The following is an 18,200-nucleotide window of genomic DNA, read 5'->3' on the forward strand; positions in this document are numbered from 1 at the left end:
CGGGGAAATAGCTTTAGTAGCACCGCTCTCGCGTCCTGCTACCGCTAAGGTACCTATATCCATATAGGCAAGGCAAAAATTTTGCTATTTAGTTGTTCTAAATGAGAAATTTTTAACGAAGCTAATATGCTATTTCACCCTTCAAATTGATTAGAGAATTAATTCAATTGGTATAACTAGCAAAAACTAAAATGATGTTAAAAATGCCGACGTAAAGTCGGCATTTTTGTTCTAAAACCACATTTGCTTTGTCAAAATTGGTAGCTCACTGTTGCTTTAATGTTTCTTCCAAGCTCTGCGGGGTCGTTCGCTTCACTTGCTGGCGCGCGCAAATAACGCTTATCCGTTAGGTTGTCTACACCAAGTCGGGCAGAGAAACCTGATAATACTCCCTCGCCTTGGTATTTTACGTTGAAGTTGTAGATAGTATAGGTACCGGTACCGTATCCGCGTGTGATGAGATCTTCGCTAAGGCGCTGTTGAGCTCTGTAGTGTAATAATTGAAAACCCAGATTTAAATTACTATTCAATTGATAATTGGTATTCCAAGTAAGCTTATCTGCTGGTGCTTCAGAATATGGTTGGCGCGTATAGTCAATAGTGCCTAAAAAGAAACTAGGTACACCGACGACATCCATATTCATAGAGGCGTACCCAAGGTAGATATCTAATTTTTTGAATGAATACTGTGCTTCAATTTCAATACCATGACTGAATAACTTACCAATATTTTTTGCACTGTAGTCACGATGTGTGGCGACAGGCACACCATTGCTGGGCTTAGGACCGGGTGAGCCGAGTTGCTTATTGCCGCTTTCATCGATGTAATACATAAAAGGTACATTGTCGATGTAATTATTTATCTCACTATCGAAGTACATGGCTTTTACGCTGAAATTATCCGCGAAGGATAAGTCCTGCCAGCTCAAACCAAAACCAACTTCGTAGCTTTGAGAGTCTTCGGCTTTTAAATCTGGTTGCGGTTCGCTAAAGCAAATTTTTCCACCAATATGACATCTCCATTCGTCTTTTTTGTACAACTCTTGGAGCGAAGGGGCTCGGAATGCCTCTGCGGCTTTAGCATAAAAATTAAGATAATCCGCGACTTTAAAAGTTACTCCCAACTCGCTAGAGAGCTCAGAATCATCATTATCGGAATAGGTGACAAAGTGATTACTTGAACGGGTGTATTTATCGAATCTCACACCACCTGTCAGGAGTAATCTCTCATTTAAAAACTGACTTTGATCGATAACAGAAATAGACCAATTCGAGGCATCGCTATCGCCATAGTAAGTTGATTTATCAGTAGGGTTTTCGTCCCATTGTTGTTGATCGAAGCTTTCGGACTCGTACTGCGCTTCAATGGCTAATTTGTGCTTTATCTTGCCGTTGAAGGTAGCCAAGTTAGCAACTCTCAGGCCTTTACGCGTACTTTCTCCATTTTTTTCACCATCATAGTTAATTTTGTTGCTGCCGCGTTCAATATAACCTTTGGTGATTTCATCATAGGTTTTGCGCGAATAGAATGCTTGTACATCCAAGTCGATCAGCTCGCTAGCTCCTTGATATGTATAGTTGAGCATTCCTTCCAAATAGTCATTTTTGTAATCTTCAGCAAGCGTAGGATAGGCCAATGCTAAATCGATGCGCTGGGCATACGGCTGATCGATTGACTCGGTTTTACTGTAATCAATTTTACTGCTCAAAGTATGGTATTCATCGATGTACCATGTATTTTTAAGCGCGAGGTTTTGACGTTTTGACTGATTCTTTATTTTACTGATCTGCTGGATACTATCATCTTCTGAGGCTTTGGTGTCTGCCACTACATCAATATCGTTAAACTCCACTTGGCCAATAGACAGGACGGTATCACTCTGATCATTTAGGTGAAATAGACTAACGTTAATATCGTTGGCATCCGACACAGATAAATGGGTGACCGAAGCTTTGCCGCCAAAGCCATGCTGATCATTTAGATAATCAGCAGCGTTCTTGGTAACCAGACGTATACTTCCCCCGATTGCCCCAGAGCCAACGGTTAAAGAATCGGCACCTCGTAATACTTGCACTTGCTTCAATTGATCTGGGTTTATTCCCAAAGAATTAATTTGCGCGATATTTTGGCTGCCGTCGGAATCAATCTTGCGCTTCACATTGTCTACAGAGATGTGTATTCGTTCACCGTACAGTCCTCGAATGGCGGGTTGTCCAGAGAGCGGAGTCACGCTACCAAATAGTTCAACATTGGGGAGAGTCTTGAGTAATTGGTTTAGATCTGACGCTTGTTGCCGTGCTATTTGTTCTTCCGTTAGTGCAGAAACTGACGCGGCAACATCATGGTTCAATGTTGCTAATTTATGTCCCAATACCTCAATTTTTTCAATATCGGAATTGGTCGACGAAGGTGCTTCAGCATATGTATTCCAGCCGCAGAACGTTGCAAGAATGGATAAAGAGAGAGTAGAGAGTTTCATATTATTAATCCTTAATAAAAACAATTACCATTTGCAGTTGCGGCGTGGATGTTAGTTGTTATAAGATCTAATTGCAATAACTAATTACTTATAGTTATATAGTTAAAGGCGTTACTATTCTGACTTTTAAGGAAAAAATATGAAGATAAACAAATTACTCTGTGGTTTCGTTGTCACACTTTTTGTATCAACAGCAGACGCTAAAACAAATGAATTTGGCGGTGGTGCGAACATGAACAAGCTCGTAACAGCTGCAGACGTACTGAAAAACACAGAGCGGTATACGGGAAGTGAGATCACGCTATCAGGTGAAGTGGTCAAAGTGTGTAAAAAGCGTGGTTGTTGGATGACGCTGAAAGTAGATAATGGCGAGGAGATAAACGTAAAGGTACGTGATGGCGATATGGTTTTCCCAATGTCTGCCATTGGTAAGCGCGCTTATGCGACCGGCGTCCTTGAGCAGTTTGAGTTAAATATTGAGAAAACCAAGCGTTATTTAGCCCACAGAGCACACGAAAATGGCGAGGTGTTTGATGAAAGCGAAGTTACCGAGGGAATGAGTTTAGTTAGGCTTAAGCCTAATGCAGTAACTATTCTAGAAACTAAATAAATGCTATTTTACAAGTACAGCGTACTCAAAGTTTGTGCGCTGTGAGCTTGGACTGATAACCACTTGATAAGTTTCTGCGCCAAGCATTACATAATTAACCTTACCCACCTTGAGTGGCTTTGGCGTGGTCTCTAAGTCCATAATCCAGACACCCGTTTCGGTATCCGGAGCCAAGTTTATTAAGGTTCTACCGGCGTTATTTGGAATATACAAAGCGGCATTACTACTTTTGCCCCATATCGCTTTTAGTTTTTGGTTTTCAGAAACCAAGGTGTAGTTAGCAGGGCCTGACGGACGAATATCCGTTTGGCGTTTAACTACACATTGCTCGCATGCAATTGAGGGAGCTGAAAGGTGAGTTTGCAGCTGTCCATTAAAGATGATCCCTTCTGAGGCAATTTTCCATAGCGACTGCCCTTCTGCCAATTGATGGCATCCTGATATCAGCAGAGCTGAAAACATAATGCTGTAATATTTATGGATAATGGACACTTGAACACCAAATCAAAACTCGTCAAATCGGTACAAATTTTAGCTAATCTTAAGCGTCAATATAAGGTCCGAACGTTAACGAATGTAAAAGGTATCTTCATTAAGTATTAAGCTTAACTGCTACAGCCACTGCCGCAACTTGAGCCACTACTGCAACTTAAGTTTGAAGAACTTGATGATGATGAGGAGCTGTCGCCACTATCCATTGAAGTACATCCGATGTGACCTGCATAGGTTGTGCTGCTGGAATCGCCCTTGGTAACAGGTTCACGAAAGTCAGTTGCTGAGTAGTAATACCCATTTGGGATGTTGAGTAAGGCATCCAGTGCGAATAATATTGGTAAAGCAGCTGGCCTACGCGGGGATATGCGCTCGATGCTACAACAGGCTCGCCATGTCTTACGTAGGCTGAGTTGCGCTTTGTTTTTCCCTTTCATCGCTTCTGATGGGCAATGATGTAAGAAACGGCCAAAAGCCTCGTAGCAAAAGGATTGATACTCTTGAGTGTGTAAAATAAATTCATGCCACAGCGCATCGACAACCCGAGAGGGCATAGCCAAGGATTGATCTTCGAGCAATAAATTCGCTTGGAAAAACTGCTTGAGACCAAATTCAACCTGTGTCAGTTGCTCATCGGTAAGCTCAGGATAATGGTGACTGAGTTTGGGTCTTAAATGCGCGAGGTCGTAATCTTGTATAAACGTACGTCTATGAGCTATCGTTTTTACTTTTTGATATTGTAATACACCAACAAAGACCACAAATGCTGCGACAAGTATAAGAAAGCCAATCATGTTATTTCCCTATATTTTTGCGTCCTAGACTGACCGAATGTATAGAATGTGTCAATAACGGGAAATATTAGAAGCAAGTTTTCTTGCTTCTAATTGATTGTAAGTTTCTTAAATACTCTGTTTGACGTACTCTCCAGGGGCATCGTAAATTCCTGGTTGTTCATCACTTTGTGCGGCACGGGCTGGCACTTGTTCTGGGCTTATTTGATGTAGCCACTGTGCCCAGTGTGACCACCATGATCCACTTTCATGTTTTGCCGAAGCGAGCCACTGGGCGGGGTTTTCTTGGCCTTGTCCATCAAACCAATAACCATATTTGTTTGCACTTGGCGGGTTGACCACTCCGGCAATATGGCCAGACTCCCCAAGCACAAAGGTGAGTGGGCTGCTGAGCTTTTTAGCCCCCTCAAAAGTGCCTTGCCACAGCGCAATATGATCGTCACGGGTCGAGAGAAAGTAGACCGGTTGCTTTACTTTACTGAGGTCAATTTTAGCGCCACGAATACTGACAGACTTGTCTTCAATAAGCTGATTATTGAGATATAAGTCTCGTAAAATAAAGTTGTGGCAGGCCGCGGTTAGATTTGTACTATCACTATTCCAGTAGAGTAAATCTAAGTCGGCAGGCGCTTTGCCTTTGAGGTAGTTATTGACGAAGTAATTCCAATACAAGCTGTTTTCTCTCAGCATACTAAAAGAAGTACCAAGTAGGTGCCCCGACATCACGCCATTTTTATTATTATACTGCTCTAGTGCGTTAATGGTGGGCTCATTGATAAATGCACCAAGTTCTCCAGGCTGCGAGAAATCTAAAATCGTGGTCAGTAAGGTTGCACTTTTTACTCTTTGCTTTATGCGTTTAGCAGCAATATAGGCCATACATGTAGTAAGTAGAGTACCGCCGATGCAATAACCTACAGTATGGATTTGCGTTTCACCTGTTTGCTTTTCGGTTTGCTCTAAAGCACATAACACACCATCGACGACATAGTCGTCAAACGCAATATTTGCCATGCTTGGATCAGGGTTTTTCCATGACATCATTAACACGGTATACCCTTGTTCAAGTGCCCATTTAACCAAGGAGTTATCTGCTCTCAAGTCCAAAATATAGTATTTATTCACAAATGGCGGCACGATAAGCAGGGGAGTCTTGTGCACTTGCTCTGTAGTTGGATGGTATTGGATCAGTTCAAATAAGTGATTTTGGAATACCACTCTACCTGGCGTACAAGCAAGGTCTTCTCCAAGTGTATACGCATTTTCATTAGTCATGCTGACTCGAAGCATTTCAGTACTTTTGGCTAAATCTTTTTTTAAGCGTGCCAGTCCATCGAATAGATTCTGCCCGTTACTTTCTAGCGTCAGCTTAAGTAGTTCTGGATTAGTTGAAACAAAGTTGCTCGGTGATACTGAATTCACGGACTGTCTTGCAAAAAACGCTAATCGTTCTTTAAGTTTTGGGTCGAGACCTGGAGTATTTTCAATGGTGTTTTGTAGCGATTGTCCAAACCAAAGATAGCTTTGTTTAAGGTAGTTAAACCAAGGATTTTCTTGCCAATCTGGGTCTATAAAGCGTTTGTCTCCACGCTCAGGGCTAATAATGTCTTCTTTCTCACCGGCAGTTTGTGGCATAAAACTGTTTTGAAAAATAGCAAACTGAGTTTGCCACCACGCATTTTGCTGTTTAATAAAGGTTTCCGGTTGCTGATTGAGTGCACTGAGCCAACTTTGTAAGTCGGCTTGGTTTTGCTCATTTAATGCATTTTGTAATGGATTCTCTTTACCAAAATTTGTCGCTGCGAGCTGCCACAATTCTTGGTTATATTGCCACCACGCAGTTAACCCTTGCCCAATATTTTCTTGAGTGCCCATACAGGTAGATCCTTTGTGTTGTTTGAACGGGTAAGGCGACCTAAGTCGCCCAAAATTGCAGGTTATTGCGCTTTCGCTGTTTTTAGCGTTTCTTTACCAAGAGATTCTAAGCTGTCTTTAAATTCTTGACCTAATTGAGAAAGCTTTTGACCATCTTGGATCATCTGTTGGCTTAGAGCGTTTAACGCGTTCAGCTGACTTGCGTTGAAATCCATCATAGATTTTGCATCTTTGATTTCAGTCGCTTGCTTTAGCTGCTCAATGGATGTTTTAGTGATCTGTTCAGCCGAGTGCAGCTGAATTTTGGATAGTGCTTCGATGTTTTTTGCCACGATTTGGTTAAACTGTACCGCTGGTGCAAAAAATTGCTCAGTTTGTTCGTTGAATGTTTTGAATAAATCGCTGTACATGGTCTTTTCCTTGTTATCGATTAAATTAACACAATGGATGATAGTGATCAGTTAGCACCACCGAACATCAGGTACAGCTCGCTCCCTCGGTGGTATTTAGGTTATTGCATATATAGGCCGCCATTGAGCGACAGGGTTTCGCCAGTAATGTAACCGGCTTCTTTTGATGCTAAGTACGCAACTGCGGCTGCAACTTCGTCAGGCGTGGCTAAACGCTGCATCGGTACTTGTGCTTTTATGCTATTTAGCACGTCTTCACGCATGGCGCTTACCATAGGCGTTTCTGTGTAGCCCGGTGCTACAGCATTGACGGTAACACCGCTTCTTGCACCTTCATAGGCCAGTGCTTTGGTAAACCCAATCATGCCTGCTTTTGCGGCGGAATAATTAGCCTGCCCAAACTGACCTTTTAGGCCATTAACGCTAGAGATATTAACGATACGACCTCGCTTCTTTGCGCACATTGCCGCAAAGACCGGGTTGGTCATATTAAAGAGGGAATTTAAATTGGTGTTGATCACCTCGCTCCACTGCGCGTGGGTCATTTTTTTAAACGCTGAATCGCGTGTGATCCCGGCGTTGTTTACGAGTAGATCGACATTACCAAATTCTTGTAGAACCTGAACCATCGCTGTGTGGCATTGTTCAGCGTGCGTTACATCCAAAAATAAGGGTTTTACCGCAGCTGGATTTATTTGTAGCGTGTTAAGCCAGAGGTCAAAGTCGGCCTCATTACGCCTTTCACTTGCTATCGCGACAACAAAAAAATCTTTTTCAATGAGTGTTTTTGTAATAGCAGAACCAATCCCACCAAAGGCACCAGTCACCACCGCAATTTGTTTGTTTTCCATAACGCTCCCGCGAAAAAAGAGGCTATACCAACATACTTCCTAGCCGAGTTAGCTTAATTAGTATTTTTGCTGGTATTTATGACAAATTGGTCGCGAGTTGATGTCAGTTTGAAGACAGCGGAAACGAAATTAGGAACGCACAACATAAATTTAATTAAGTTTTATTTAGTTTTTCCGATATATAGCAAACAGTGTCTATCCCAAGGAGTGAAAATGGATATTCAAATACATCAAGGTGGCTTACCACCGTTACAGCAACAGACTGAATTGAAATCACAAGGCTCAGCTCAAGTTGCCGCTAACCAGATAAAGACGAAATCACCAAGTGATACGGAAGAAAAGCAAGAGATACCTGCGATGCTCTCCAAAGAGCTTGATGATGAAGCAGCAGGTTATAAGGAAGATAACCCTGTATTTAAAGAGGATTATGAAAACTTAGAAAAGGCAATGGACCTTATTCAAGCGCAAATTCGTAAACTCCAAGAAAGAATTAATAAGCTGATGCAATCCCAAGAACAGCGCTTTTTAAGAGTCGAACAACACCCCGACGCGACTAATGATGAGCAGCAAGCTGTAATCGAACACGTAGGCAGCAAAAAGTACCGTGACCAAACAACCGTGGATGAAGTGGAAGTGCTTGAAGAACAGCTCTCCGAATTTAAACAGCAAGAAGCGGAGCTTCGCATTCAGATGTTAAAGATGATTTTGGCGGAGCGAGAGCGATTAGAGGAGCTCAAACGTAAAGGAAAGCGGTAACTTTTTACCACTAAAAGGTAACAGTATGTTGTATAAGTAATTTTTGAGAGTTATATTTCGTTGGATAATTTTTTTGGAAATAGTGTGTGGCGTGCCAACTATATCCATTTAGAACAATAAGCGCACCAGAAAAATAAAGTGTATCATATTCGGGAAATAAGGAGTTTAGAACGTGCAATATCAAGAGTCAGAGTTGTTTTATAGTGGCCTTTTTGATGAGCTTTTCCCCATATTACGTTCAATTACGGGACCAGGCTTGCGTCAGAGTTATGATATCTTCTCTCGTTATATGCCCTTGACAGTTCAGTCTATCCCGACAGGTACCTCGGTGTTTGATTGGACAGTTCCACAAGAGTGGCACTGTAATGATGCATACCTTCTAGATCCGGATGGGCAAAAAGTCGCCGATATGAAACGTTTAAATCTGGAAGTGGTAAATTACTCTGAGCCTGTAAATACTGAGATTGAGCTCGAAGAATTACAAAACCACCTTTACAGCCTTCCTGAATTACCGAATGCCATTCCATATGTGACCAGCTATTACAAAAAAAGGTGGGGGTTTTGTGTATCTCAGAATATTCGGGATAATTTAAAACCCGGCACATATAAAGCGGTCATTGACAGCGAATTTGTTGATGGTCATTTGGATATTGCACAGACTGTCCTTGAGGGAGAGTCAAAAAAGGAAATCCTGCTTAGTTCTTATTTATGTCATCCATCAATGGCAAATAATGAAATCAGTGGACCTTTGGTACTGCTCGGTTTATATCACCGAATTAAGCACTGGCCAAAGCGACGTTATTCGTATCGCTTTGCTTTGCATCCAGAAACAATTGGTAGTTTAGGGTTGCTTCATTTAGAGGGCGATTACTTAAAGGAAAATTTAGTTTCAGGTCTTGTAATTAACTGTATGGGTGGTGAGCCTGAAGAATTAGTATTCAAGCATAGTCGTAACGATAATGGATTGTTAGATAAACTGCTATATCACCTTAATGAACATGGCTTTCACCACCAAAACATTCCATTCAGTCCATTAAGTGGTTCAGATGAGCGTCAATACAATTCGCCAGGTTTTCAATTTCCAGTATGTTGCGTGAGTCGATGTTTTCATGCAGGTTACAATGAGTATCATACTTCGTTAGACGATAAAGAAAATATGGGGATTAAACCGATATTGGATAGTATCGACAAACTTGAGAAGATTCTTATTGCGTTGGAGCAGACAGCAACGTTCGAGAACAAGTTTCCTTATGGTGAACCAAATTTAGGCAAGCGAGGGCTGTATCCGACATTGAGCTTTTTCAGCAAAGAAAGAGTTGGCCAATTAGAAGAGTTGAATCATATCAGGATGCTACTCAATTATAGCGATGGAAAGCATGACACAATAGATATTGCGAACTTATCGGGTTGTAGTGTAGTAGATATGGAAAGTGCGCTCAGTAAACTGGAGCAACAAAGTGTTCTTGAAATGCTTTAGAAGCGGAATGATAGCCAGGCTTTAAGCTTGTGCTATCATTTTTTAAACTAGTTATTATACAACTTCAACATCATACTTTTTAAGTATGTTTTTCCCTTCTCCGTATGAACTAAAGTCTATGATATCTTCCATTTCTAACATGATATCAAATGCATCTTCTAATTCTGCAACTAGTCCCATGTGACCGACTGAGTCCCACTCTGGAATTGCTTGATAGCCGAAGTCATCGGTGAGCTGTGCTTCAGTGATGTCAAAAGCTGTAATAAAGGCCTGATTGTACTTTTCTAAGTTACTCATTTATTGTTCCTATTTGACGACGAGCAATGACTATTATTGTGAAAGAATATTCGTTGACTATCAATAGCATCTATAAAAGAATGTCTGTATCTTGATATATTAAAACACACTTGCCATGACAGAATACTATAATGCACTCGTAGTGGAAAAAAAACCTCCAAGAGAATTTGCATATCGAGTTAAAAGCTTGCCAGTAACACATCTACCTAGTTCTGAAGTACTCGTAAAAGTGCACTATTCCTCTTTAAATTATAAAGATATTTTATCCTGCCAGGGCAATCCTGCTGTGACTCGCCGCTTCCCTCATACTCCGGGGCTTGATGCAAGTGGGGTAGTTGAGCAATCAAATTCAGCTCTTTTTAAAAGAGGCGATAGAGTAGCTGTGTTTTGCACACCAATGGGGATGCATTATCAGGGCGGTCTTGCAGAGTATATATGCGTACCCGCTGAATGGCTCATCCGATTGCCAGAAAATATGTGCCTAGAGGAAGTAATGGTATATGGAACCGCTGGGTATACAGCGGCACTTGCCGTTGAAGCAATCGAAAAGCATGGTATCGACAAGTCAGTTAGTAAGGTGCTGGTAACTGGAGCCAGCGGTGGTCTTGGCAGTATCGCTGTATTACTTCTCAAGCATCTTGGTTATGACGTTGAAGTGAGTGTAACTCGGGAAAATGGTAAAGTTTTCCTTGAGAATTTAGGGGTCACTGCTGTTGTTGATTTAAATGCGTCAGATGTGAAGACGACACAAAACTTATTGCCCTCAAGGTGGCAGGCAGTCATAGATGTGGCTGGTGGAGATGTGCTCGCTTGTATTTTAAAGCAGGTATCAGAGAATGGCATTGTTGTGAGCACAGGGCTTGTTGCGGGGACGCATTTTGAGACAAATGTATTACCTTTTATTCTTCGTGGGATTAGCCTAATAGGTATCAACGCGGAAGGAACCTCGGTCGAAAGTAGAAAGAGTCTACTGATAAAACTGGCCTCAATTTGGCGAAGTTCTGCGCTTTGCGATGTCTACAAAAAAGTGAAATTAGCAGGGGTCAGTTGTGCTATTGAAAACTTTAAGGAGCAGAATATATATGGCAGAGTTGTAGTGGATATGGAGGCTAAATGATGATGAAAACTGCGGAACAAATATCTACCGCTTTGGATATAACCACCCCTTTTTTAATGATCGATAATTACGAGTTGATTGAGAAAGGGAAAACGGCTATTGCGACAAAGTCTATCTCAGTTGATGATTGGTTTTTTGAGTGTCATTTACCAAAATCTGGAGTCATGCCAGGCACATTGCAAATCGAAGGTATGTTACAAACGTTGGTGCTACTGATTTACGACTCTTTTGAGCACGGAGAGCATCGGGCTTATGTAAACAATATTAACGTTAAACTGATGAAGGCAGTCACAGTGACCAATTGCTCGGAGTTGCGCTATGAAGCAACCATACTTTCTATGAGAAGGGGGATATGTAAGGGCGAAGTAATTGCTTTGTGTGACGGCACAAAAATTTGCGTAGGCACATTTAGTTATGCTTCTCCACACTTAATGGCGGTACCTAAGTCAGCTGAATGATTTACGACCAATAGCCTGAATTAACTGTTGGTCGTAAAAGGGCATTAATTATCAGCAGCTTTGGGTATTAATTAGCGCGTTTAACTCTTTGGTATACAGTTTATCTGCGACCTTTCCGGTGATCACTTCATGCTCTTGTTTCATCGGTCCAAAGTAATCAACATATCGATTGTTTCCACTATTTAGATCTTGCAACATCATTTCATGTGCACAGAGTAGGTTGATGCTGTGAATGAGAAGAGGTCTTTTTAGTGTGGATAAGAGTTGGGATTCAATAACTGCTGCTTCTCTAAAAGCTCTATCTCCAGTATGGGTTAAAGAAGAAAAGTCACAGATATCTAAGTCTCGAACATAAAACTGAGTTTCAATGTGCTGCTCTTTGGTGTTGTGTAAGAGCAGTGAACCTGAAAATGTTTTGACGTAGCGATAATCAACATCGGCACAATGCTCAGCATGGTGAATGCTTGAGAGTGATTTTACATAGTGATGCCCAACACAGGTGAGCTGAGTGTTGTTTTTTATCACCCACTCAAAAATGGAATCGGGTCCAGTGCTTTTAGCGATATAATTTTGTGTGAGGGAGGGGTAGGCGTGGCCAAAAACTAAAAATGAATAAAATGGTTGTTGAACTCTATGTTGCGGATATTGGGCTAACAACATTGCACCAAAAACACCGGTTTGTACTTCACTCTTGTAGGGAGAAAACGCTTTACTGTGAGGAAAACTAAAGTAAAACGACGAAATAAGTAAAGACTCATTAGGTTTGAGTTGTGCTACCAATGAATCAACAATATACACTGCAGCTTTGTGGGCTTCTGTGTGCTTTACACCTGTTGCAGCAATCAGCATGCGAAAATCAACTGACAACCAATATACATCACTTTGACATTGATTAAAGCTCAATTGTACTGCTGATACGATATTATCAAGCGCTTGAGTGACAGAATGATGATTATGTTCAAATTGCATCTTTAATCCAATTACTTAGTGAGAAATGTTTCTGCTTTTTGAGCTATTGATTTTGCGTCCAACCCTTGCTCGCCAAGCATATAATCGTAATCACCTGTTTTTATGTATGCATCGGGTAGGGCAACAGAAAGGTGACGAATACCACAGCCCAGAGGCGATAAATATTCAGCAATGGCGCTACCAAGGCCTCCAATTTTAGAGTGTTCCTCGACGGTGATAATAGGTCTGCCTTTCGCAATGATTTCTTGCAGTCTAGCTTCATCCAAAGGTTTGATAGTATGCATGTTAATGACGGATGCCGATATTCCTTGCTCCGCGAGTAATTCGGCGGCCTGCAAAGACTGGTAAACCATTGAGCCACAAGCGATAAGAGTTACATCAGCCCCTTCCCTAAGCAGAATTGATTTTCCTATTTCAAATTCATAATCATCTGTGTAGACGATTGGACAGTTTGCTGTGCCTGTGAGGCGTATATACATGGGGCCTTTGAAACTGGCAGCAGATTCTACTAACTTCACGACTTCGACACAGTCTGCAGGGGATACAACGGTTAAATTTGGGATAGCACGCATGACCGCCATATCTTCGATTCCGAAGTGAGAGTTCCCCAAAAAGCCCATGCTTATTCCACCACCGATTGCGACAGCTTTAACATTTAGCTCCATGTAGCCCAAATTCATTCGAATTTGTTCGCTTGCCCGCATGGCGATAAAGGGTGAAAAGGAAGAGGCAAAAACATTGTACCCCTCCTTTGCAAGTCCTGCTGCTACGCCAATCATGTTTTGCTCTGCAATACCAGCATTAAGAAACTTATCTGGGTAGGTCGTGCGAAAACGTTCTAACCCAGATGAACTTGCCAAATCAGCTGACATTACCATAAGGTCATCGTGCTTATCTGCTATGGCAAGAATAGCTTGACCATACACCCCTCTCGGACCGAGTCTTGCCCACTGACGTGCACTTTTAGACGTTATTTCCATTGTCGCTCCTTTCGTTATTTGAATTATTGAGGGCAGCGACAGCTGCTTCGTGATTAGTTTTAGTTAGACGATTGTGATGCCATGAGTTATCGCCTTCCATAAAAGAAACACCTTTTCCTTTAATCGTATTAGCGACGATGGCTTTAGGCTTATTTAGAGGATCTTCTTCAAAAGCTTCAACAATGGCATCAATATCATGACCGTCAACTTCAATAACATGCCAGCCAAAAGCACGAAATCGTTCTGCCATATTGTCGATGTGAAGTACATCTTTTCCAAAGCCATCATTTTGTTGTTTGTTGTAGTCTATGATAGCGGTTAGGTTGTCCAGCTTTAGGTGGGATGCCAACATTGCAGCTTCCCATACGGAGCCTTCATTGGTTTCACCATCACCAACTAATGTATAGGTATGAAAAGGCTTTGCTTGTTTTTTAGCCGCGAAAGCGATTCCGACCGCCATTGATATGCCGTGACCCAAACTACCATTAGAGGACTCAATCCCTAAATCAAGATTCATCACGGGGTGGGCGATTAGATCACTGCCATTTTGTTGAAAGGTATCAAAAACTTCTTGAGAAATGATGCCTGCGCCAAGCAGTGCAGGATAAAATCCAAGTACACCGTGGCCCTTACTTAAAATGAAACGGTCTCGTTCTGGCCAGCGAGGATCTTGGGCGTCAAAATTAAGTACTTTTCCGTAGAGTACCGCCATGACATCAGTCATAGACAGAGCACCACCAATATGAGTAGATGTGCCACTGTGGTAGCTAATATCGAGTATCTTTTGCCTCATGGTACGTGCAAACTCAGTTAATTCTGGATAACTCATTACATTCCTCTTTAAATTAAACCGCCATCAACGTTGAGCACTTGGCCTGTGATGTGCGTCGCTAAATCACTACATAAGAACAAAGCTGTATTTGCAATATCTTGAGGTATCGCAGCCTTTTTCAGTAAACTTTTAGCGACTAAGTCTATTTTTGCTTGTTCATCCATCTCTTCAGCCATATCGGTGCTAGTGACACCTGGCGCAATAGCATTCACCCTAATACCGCTATCTGCAAGTTCTACTGCCATACTTAGACTTGCACGCTCAAATGCAGATTTGACACTACCGTACGCTAGTGTACCGCGATCAATTTGATGCGTTGCACTTGAAAGAATATTGATTACACACCCTTGTTTTTGTCGCTGCATTAGTCTTGAAATCTGCTGAGTTAGCAATAACTGATTGAACAAATTCACTTCAAATAGCTGTTTAACATCATGCATTGAAGTCATTTGAAACAATCCACCCATTGCAATTCCTGCATTATTTATCAATATATCGACCGTTTTAGAAATTGCTCTAATATCTTTTATCGAGGATTTGACACTATCTTCATGGTTTAGATCTAATTTCACAAAGTGCAGATTATCTTGATGTGTCAAACTTGCCTTTGCGGCTTCAATGTCTCTGACAGCAGCGATTACCGTGCAACCATGTGCCAACAAGGTCTCGCTAATCGCTTTGCCGATCCCCCTGTTTGCGCCAGTTACAACGGCAACTTTATTTCTAGCAAGTTGCCCTGCAATGTAAGGTATCATATGACTTTCCTGTAAATAGGCCCACGTTCGTACACATCCTCAAGCAGCAGCCAGTCATCACATTCCAAAGAGTTCCCGTCAGGAAAAGGAGGCACCGCGCCTGAACCAATTTTGGTTAACACGCTAGGGTGAGTGTAGTAGGCAGTAAGACATTGTTGGACGATATAATTGACTAAATAAACATCCACTCGCTTAGCTTTTTCAATGCAAAGTAAGTAGCTTTTTTCATCAAGGCAGGACAATGAGTTCGAAAACTTTTCTTGCGCAACATTATTCAAAATGAATAAAAACTCTTCAATTTGCTGTGGTTCTAAAAGGTTTGCTACAGCCTTATCTATATGCAGATCCGTCGCAGAGGGCATATTAAGGCTTGTATCTGAGGGTAAAATAACATCTAGAAATTGCGATAAACTCATTATACTACCCAACTCTTTATATTTTTACTGATGTGGTCACAAAACTTTAGAGTTAAAGCTTGGGCGGTAGCGACTGGGTTGACAGCTCCTGAAGTGATAAAAACGCTGCTGTCGACGATGAAAAGGTTGCTTACCTCATGTGCTTGCCCATGCTCATTGACCACTGAATTTGTTTTATCTGCTCCCATTTTGGTTGTTCCCATTAGGTGCCAACCCGCATGTTTCACAGGATAATGAGCTGCTGAAATTTTCGCTCCGGCTTCGGCGAATAACTTTTTAGTTTGTTCGATACCATGCTCGAGCATTTTTTTTGTATTTTCATGTAGAGAATAGTGCACTTTGATACCGGGCATACCAAAACTATCCGTTTTCGAATAATCAAGCTCTATACGGTTTTCGGGATCTGGTAAATCCTCAGAAATGACGGCAATGCCCATATTATGGTTAAAATATTGCGAAAAAGCCTGATGATGGTTTTTTCCAAGAGGTATTCTTCTCGTTATGTATCCGGAGCACGCGCTATCTACTGCTGAAGAGCCCCTTAATACGTGCAATGTGTAGCCGCGTTTAAAGCCTCTATCTTCTTGCGTTTCATAAAATTGTTGAGAATAAATACTACAGCCCTGTGGACCGATGCTTGTATCTAGAGGTTCATCAAATACACCTTCGACATATGCGAGTGGATGTAACATCAAATTGCGACCAACAAGGTCATAGTTGTTTAATAGCCCATTAGGGAAAAGTTCGGATTTACTATTTAGTAGTAATCTAGGTGTACCTATCCCGCTACAAGCGAGAATGACAAGGGCGGCGGCTAAAAATTGCTCATTTCCATGTTTGTCATAATATTTTACTCCTGTCGCTTTTTGTTCTTTATCAACTGGAATATCAAAAACACGGCATTCAGTCATTACTTGAACGCCTTGTAACTTTGCTTGCGGCCAGTAAGTAATATCAACGCTGCCTTTGGCACCTTGGCTACACCCGGTATTACACGGGCCCAAATTTATGCAAGGAGGTCGATTTTGGTGATTTTTAGTATTGATAGCACTGTATGATGGCCACCAATGCCAGCCAAGCCGATTAAAAGCTTGAGCCAATTTTTTCGCACCTGGCCCCATCGCGATCGGCGGCAATAAGTTTTCATATTCAGGGTATGCAGTATCTCCAACTAACCCTGCAACGCCCATCATCTCTTCATTTTGATTAAAGTAAGGAGTGAGCGTCTGGTAGTCAAATGGCCAATCCTCTGCAACCTTATCAAGCCTATATGTGGCAAAGTCAGAAGGGTGAAAGCGCGGAAAGTGCCCTGAATATAAGATGGTACTACCACCAAAGCCATTAAAATTGGCAAGAGATATAGCTGAATTACTGTTATCAATTGGGTAATCAGCCTTGTTAGCTCTAACATTTGGGTCAAAACTCGCCGATCGTTGCTTATCTCGCTCCCAATCCGCTTTGGTCGTAGGGTATTGAGCTGGGTTAGATTCGCGACCTTGTTCAATACAAACTATAGATAGGTTGCTATCCTGGCTGAGACGCCAAGCAGCGGCTGCTCCACTTGCACCAGATCCAACAATAATAATATCTACTTTAGCGGTCATAACTCAGTTTTCTTTTTTGGCAGATATTGCTCGAGGATTTCCGGAATAGTAATCATCATATCGGCCTCACAGGCTATTTCGCCATTAACCTTTGCCACACCCCTGCCTTTACAAATACCTCTTTTCCAAGACAGTACTTCAGTTTCAATTTCAAACTTTTCACCTGGTTTTACTTCTCTTTTATAGCGCACGGTGTGTTGCAAGGCATGTGTCACTTTACCCTTTAAGCCGGGAAGAGTAGTAATCGCGACCGTTAGCATCTGCGCTAACGCTTCGAGTTGCAAGGCGCCAGGCATATTTGGACCATCAGGAAAGTGTACAGGGAAGTACCACTCATTCATGGTTAGATTTTTATAGCCTTTGGCATATTTCCCGGGAATAACTTCCTCAACATGGTCAATCATGAGAAAAGGGTAGCGGTTAGGTTGATACTCTTGTAGTTCAACACAGTTTAAACTGAATTTTTCCATTTTTTACAGAGCCTTGTTTAAATATCTTAGTCGATAGTTACGATTCGGGATAATGTCGTTATTATATCGTATCCATCCCATAAATTGTGCATATTCAGTGCGTTACCTATGGGGACTATACGATCAATTCCGCTACAGCCATTGCTATAGATAAACTCAGCAATAGTACTTTTCTCAACGCCTAAATAGCTTAAAGTTTGCACTTTCTCGTTGATTAGCGGGGCAAGCTGCGCTATCGATTTAATTCTGGTTTCGTAGATTAATCCACTCGTACCACGGAAGCTTTGTTGAGATATATTGATGGATTTTACCTCAATCCGAGTAAGTTCAGGTGAAGCAATTTCAATATTGGCGATATTTTCATGGTCAATAGCTGCATTACAAGTATCCACAAATTTATTTAGTACCTGAATGTCTTCAATCGCGTATTTATCTGCCGCAATGTCAGCTAAGCATTGCCAAAGTCGACTTTTTGCTTCTATAACCGAAGAGTCATCACCAAGCCAGACACACAGTTGAGGTGATGAGCAACCCGCCTGATCTAACTGATATATATC

The 18,200-nt window shown here is 41.7% G+C and carries 20 protein-coding genes; 5 read left to right on the forward strand and 15 right to left on the reverse strand.

Going from position 1 to position 18,200, the window contains the following annotated elements; translation table 11 throughout:
* Positions 1 to 251 precede the first annotated feature (251 nt).
* Complete coding sequence (locus tag L1D50_RS12440; protein ID WP_239966128.1) at positions 252 to 2,480, reverse strand: TonB-dependent receptor; 2,229 nt, start codon at positions 2,478 to 2,480, stop codon at positions 252 to 254.
* A gap of 139 nt (positions 2,481 to 2,619) precedes the next feature.
* Here L1D50_RS12440 and L1D50_RS12445 point away from each other — a divergent pair, with 139 nt between their 5' ends.
* The gene (locus L1D50_RS12445; RefSeq protein ID WP_128725599.1) at positions 2,620 to 3,090 is read left to right on the forward strand and encodes a DUF4920 domain-containing protein; all 471 of its coding nucleotides are present in this window, start codon (positions 2,620 to 2,622) and stop codon (positions 3,088 to 3,090) included.
* Between the two features lie 3 nt (positions 3,091 to 3,093).
* On the opposite strand, the gene L1D50_RS12450 is transcribed toward L1D50_RS12445, so the two are convergent.
* The 5 genes from L1D50_RS12450 to L1D50_RS12470 form a co-directional block, all read right to left on the reverse strand.
* A complete protein-coding gene (locus L1D50_RS12450; RefSeq protein WP_128725600.1) occupies positions 3,094 to 3,582 on the reverse strand; it encodes a hypothetical protein in 489 nt (162 codons plus the stop codon).
* A 113-nt stretch (positions 3,583 to 3,695) separates the two neighbouring features.
* Positions 3,696 to 4,376 (reverse strand): hypothetical protein, encoded by a 681-nt coding sequence (locus L1D50_RS12455; RefSeq protein WP_128725601.1) that lies wholly within the window; start codon positions 4,374 to 4,376, stop codon positions 3,696 to 3,698.
* 108 nt (positions 4,377 to 4,484) lie between these two features.
* On the reverse strand, positions 4,485 to 6,251 hold the full coding sequence (phaC, locus tag L1D50_RS12460; RefSeq protein WP_239966129.1) for a class I poly(R)-hydroxyalkanoic acid synthase: 1,767 nt from the start codon (positions 6,249 to 6,251) through the stop codon (positions 4,485 to 4,487).
* Positions 6,252 to 6,313: 62 nt separating this feature from the next.
* Positions 6,314 to 6,661, reverse strand: a complete 348-nt coding sequence (locus tag L1D50_RS12465) for a phasin family protein (protein ID WP_017216260.1) — start codon at positions 6,659 to 6,661, stop codon at positions 6,314 to 6,316.
* Positions 6,662 to 6,762: 101 nt separating this feature from the next.
* Positions 6,763 to 7,512 carry an SDR family oxidoreductase gene (locus tag L1D50_RS12470; RefSeq protein ID WP_128725603.1) on the reverse strand — a complete coding sequence of 250 codons (750 nt, stop codon included), beginning with the start codon at positions 7,510 to 7,512 and terminating at the stop codon, positions 6,763 to 6,765.
* Positions 7,513 to 7,725: 213 nt separating this feature from the next.
* On the opposite strand from L1D50_RS12470, the gene L1D50_RS12475 reads away from it, so the two are divergent.
* On the forward strand, positions 7,726 to 8,268 hold the full coding sequence (locus tag L1D50_RS12475; protein WP_128725604.1) for a hypothetical protein: 543 nt from the start codon (positions 7,726 to 7,728) through the stop codon (positions 8,266 to 8,268).
* A 172-nt stretch (positions 8,269 to 8,440) separates the two neighbouring features.
* Positions 8,441 to 9,745: a DUF4910 domain-containing protein gene (locus L1D50_RS12480; protein WP_239966130.1), complete on the forward strand. Its 1,305-nt coding sequence runs from the start codon at positions 8,441 to 8,443 to the stop codon at positions 9,743 to 9,745.
* A 54-nt stretch (positions 9,746 to 9,799) separates the two neighbouring features.
* Here the strand turns inward: L1D50_RS12480 and L1D50_RS12485 are convergent, their stop codons facing one another.
* Complete coding sequence (locus L1D50_RS12485; protein WP_039496786.1) at positions 9,800 to 10,042, reverse strand: acyl carrier protein; 243 nt, start codon at positions 10,040 to 10,042, stop codon at positions 9,800 to 9,802.
* Positions 10,043 to 10,184: 142 nt separating this feature from the next.
* Here L1D50_RS12485 and L1D50_RS12490 point away from each other — a divergent pair, with 142 nt between their 5' ends.
* Both L1D50_RS12490 and L1D50_RS12495 read left to right on the forward strand, forming a co-directional pair.
* Positions 10,185 to 11,159: a YhdH/YhfP family quinone oxidoreductase gene (locus L1D50_RS12490; RefSeq protein ID WP_167815424.1), complete on the forward strand. Its 975-nt coding sequence runs from the start codon at positions 10,185 to 10,187 to the stop codon at positions 11,157 to 11,159.
* Positions 11,156 to 11,617 (forward strand): FabA/FabZ family ACP-dehydratase, encoded by a 462-nt coding sequence (locus tag L1D50_RS12495; RefSeq protein ID WP_128726965.1) that lies wholly within the window; start codon positions 11,156 to 11,158, stop codon positions 11,615 to 11,617. Before L1D50_RS12490 ends, L1D50_RS12495 begins: the two co-directional genes overlap by 4 nt.
* A gap of 51 nt (positions 11,618 to 11,668) precedes the next feature.
* Here the strand turns inward: L1D50_RS12495 and L1D50_RS12500 are convergent, their stop codons facing one another.
* The 8 genes from L1D50_RS12500 to L1D50_RS12535 form a co-directional block, all read right to left on the reverse strand.
* On the reverse strand, positions 11,669 to 12,586 hold the full coding sequence (locus L1D50_RS12500; RefSeq protein WP_239966131.1) for an AAC(3) family N-acetyltransferase: 918 nt from the start codon (positions 12,584 to 12,586) through the stop codon (positions 11,669 to 11,671).
* A gap of 11 nt (positions 12,587 to 12,597) precedes the next feature.
* A complete protein-coding gene (locus L1D50_RS12505; RefSeq protein WP_138521142.1) occupies positions 12,598 to 13,566 on the reverse strand; it encodes a transketolase C-terminal domain-containing protein in 969 nt (322 codons plus the stop codon).
* Positions 13,550 to 14,395 carry a transketolase gene (locus tag L1D50_RS12510; protein ID WP_239966132.1) on the reverse strand — a complete coding sequence of 282 codons (846 nt, stop codon included), beginning with the start codon at positions 14,393 to 14,395 and terminating at the stop codon, positions 13,550 to 13,552. Before L1D50_RS12510 ends, L1D50_RS12505 begins: the two co-directional genes overlap by 17 nt.
* Before the next feature lie 11 nt (positions 14,396 to 14,406).
* Positions 14,407 to 15,153, reverse strand: a complete 747-nt coding sequence (locus tag L1D50_RS12515; protein WP_138521144.1) for an SDR family oxidoreductase — start codon at positions 15,151 to 15,153, stop codon at positions 14,407 to 14,409.
* Positions 15,150 to 15,569: a hypothetical protein gene (locus L1D50_RS12520; RefSeq protein ID WP_128726960.1), complete on the reverse strand. Its 420-nt coding sequence runs from the start codon at positions 15,567 to 15,569 to the stop codon at positions 15,150 to 15,152. The genes L1D50_RS12515 and L1D50_RS12520 overlap by 4 nt, the downstream gene beginning before the upstream one ends.
* The gene (locus L1D50_RS12525; protein WP_128726959.1) at positions 15,569 to 17,173 is read right to left on the reverse strand and encodes a GMC family oxidoreductase; all 1,605 of its coding nucleotides are present in this window, start codon (positions 17,171 to 17,173) and stop codon (positions 15,569 to 15,571) included. The genes L1D50_RS12520 and L1D50_RS12525 overlap by 1 nt, the downstream gene beginning before the upstream one ends.
* Entirely contained in the window at positions 17,170 to 17,643 is a 474-nt protein-coding gene (gene fabZ / locus L1D50_RS12530) for a 3-hydroxyacyl-ACP dehydratase FabZ (protein ID WP_039496798.1), read from the reverse strand. The genes L1D50_RS12525 and fabZ overlap by 4 nt, the downstream gene beginning before the upstream one ends.
* 26 nt (positions 17,644 to 17,669) lie before the next feature.
* A partial coding sequence (locus tag L1D50_RS12535; RefSeq protein ID WP_239966133.1) for an acyl-CoA reductase occupies positions 17,670 to 18,200 on the reverse strand: 531 nt, incomplete at its 5' end.

Origin of the sequence: Pseudoalteromonas sp. Isolate6 (genome assembly GCF_022398435.1) — a bacterium.
Classification (GTDB): domain Bacteria; phylum Pseudomonadota; class Gammaproteobacteria; order Enterobacterales; family Alteromonadaceae; genus Pseudoalteromonas; species Pseudoalteromonas galatheae.

Bases quoted from the DNA above. Each gene is read 5' to 3' on its own strand.
- L1D50_RS12440 (WP_239966128.1), bottom strand. From the start codon at position 2,480: ATGAAACTCTCTACTCTCTCTTTATCCATTCTTGCAACGTTCTGCGGC.
- L1D50_RS12445 (WP_128725599.1), top strand. From the start codon at position 2,620: ATGAAGATAAACAAATTACTCTGTGGTTTCGTTGTCACACTTTTTGTA.
- L1D50_RS12455 (WP_128725601.1), bottom strand. From the start codon at position 4,376: ATGATTGGCTTTCTTATACTTGTCGCAGCATTTGTGGTCTTTGTTGGT.
- phaC (WP_239966129.1), bottom strand. From the start codon at position 6,251: ATGGGCACTCAAGAAAATATTGGGCAAGGGTTAACTGCGTGGTGGCAA.
- L1D50_RS12465 (WP_017216260.1), bottom strand. From the start codon at position 6,661: ATGTACAGCGATTTATTCAAAACATTCAACGAACAAACTGAGCAATTT.
- L1D50_RS12470 (WP_128725603.1), bottom strand. From the start codon at position 7,512: ATGGAAAACAAACAAATTGCGGTGGTGACTGGTGCCTTTGGTGGGATT.
- L1D50_RS12475 (WP_128725604.1), top strand. From the start codon at position 7,726: ATGGATATTCAAATACATCAAGGTGGCTTACCACCGTTACAGCAACAG.
- L1D50_RS12485 (WP_039496786.1), bottom strand. From the start codon at position 10,042: ATGAGTAACTTAGAAAAGTACAATCAGGCCTTTATTACAGCTTTTGAC.
- L1D50_RS12495 (WP_128726965.1), top strand. From the start codon at position 11,156: ATGATGATGAAAACTGCGGAACAAATATCTACCGCTTTGGATATAACC.
- L1D50_RS12500 (WP_239966131.1), bottom strand. From the start codon at position 12,586: ATGCAATTTGAACATAATCATCATTCTGTCACTCAAGCGCTTGATAAT.
- L1D50_RS12505 (WP_138521142.1), bottom strand. From the start codon at position 13,566: ATGGAAATAACGTCTAAAAGTGCACGTCAGTGGGCAAGACTCGGTCCG.
- L1D50_RS12510 (WP_239966132.1), bottom strand. From the start codon at position 14,395: ATGAGTTATCCAGAATTAACTGAGTTTGCACGTACCATGAGGCAAAAG.
- L1D50_RS12515 (WP_138521144.1), bottom strand. From the start codon at position 15,153: ATGATACCTTACATTGCAGGGCAACTTGCTAGAAATAAAGTTGCCGTT.
- L1D50_RS12520 (WP_128726960.1), bottom strand. From the start codon at position 15,569: ATGAGTTTATCGCAATTTCTAGATGTTATTTTACCCTCAGATACAAGC.
- L1D50_RS12525 (WP_128726959.1), bottom strand. From the start codon at position 17,173: ATGACCGCTAAAGTAGATATTATTATTGTTGGATCTGGTGCAAGTGGA.
- fabZ (WP_039496798.1), bottom strand. From the start codon at position 17,643: ATGGAAAAATTCAGTTTAAACTGTGTTGAACTACAAGAGTATCAACCT.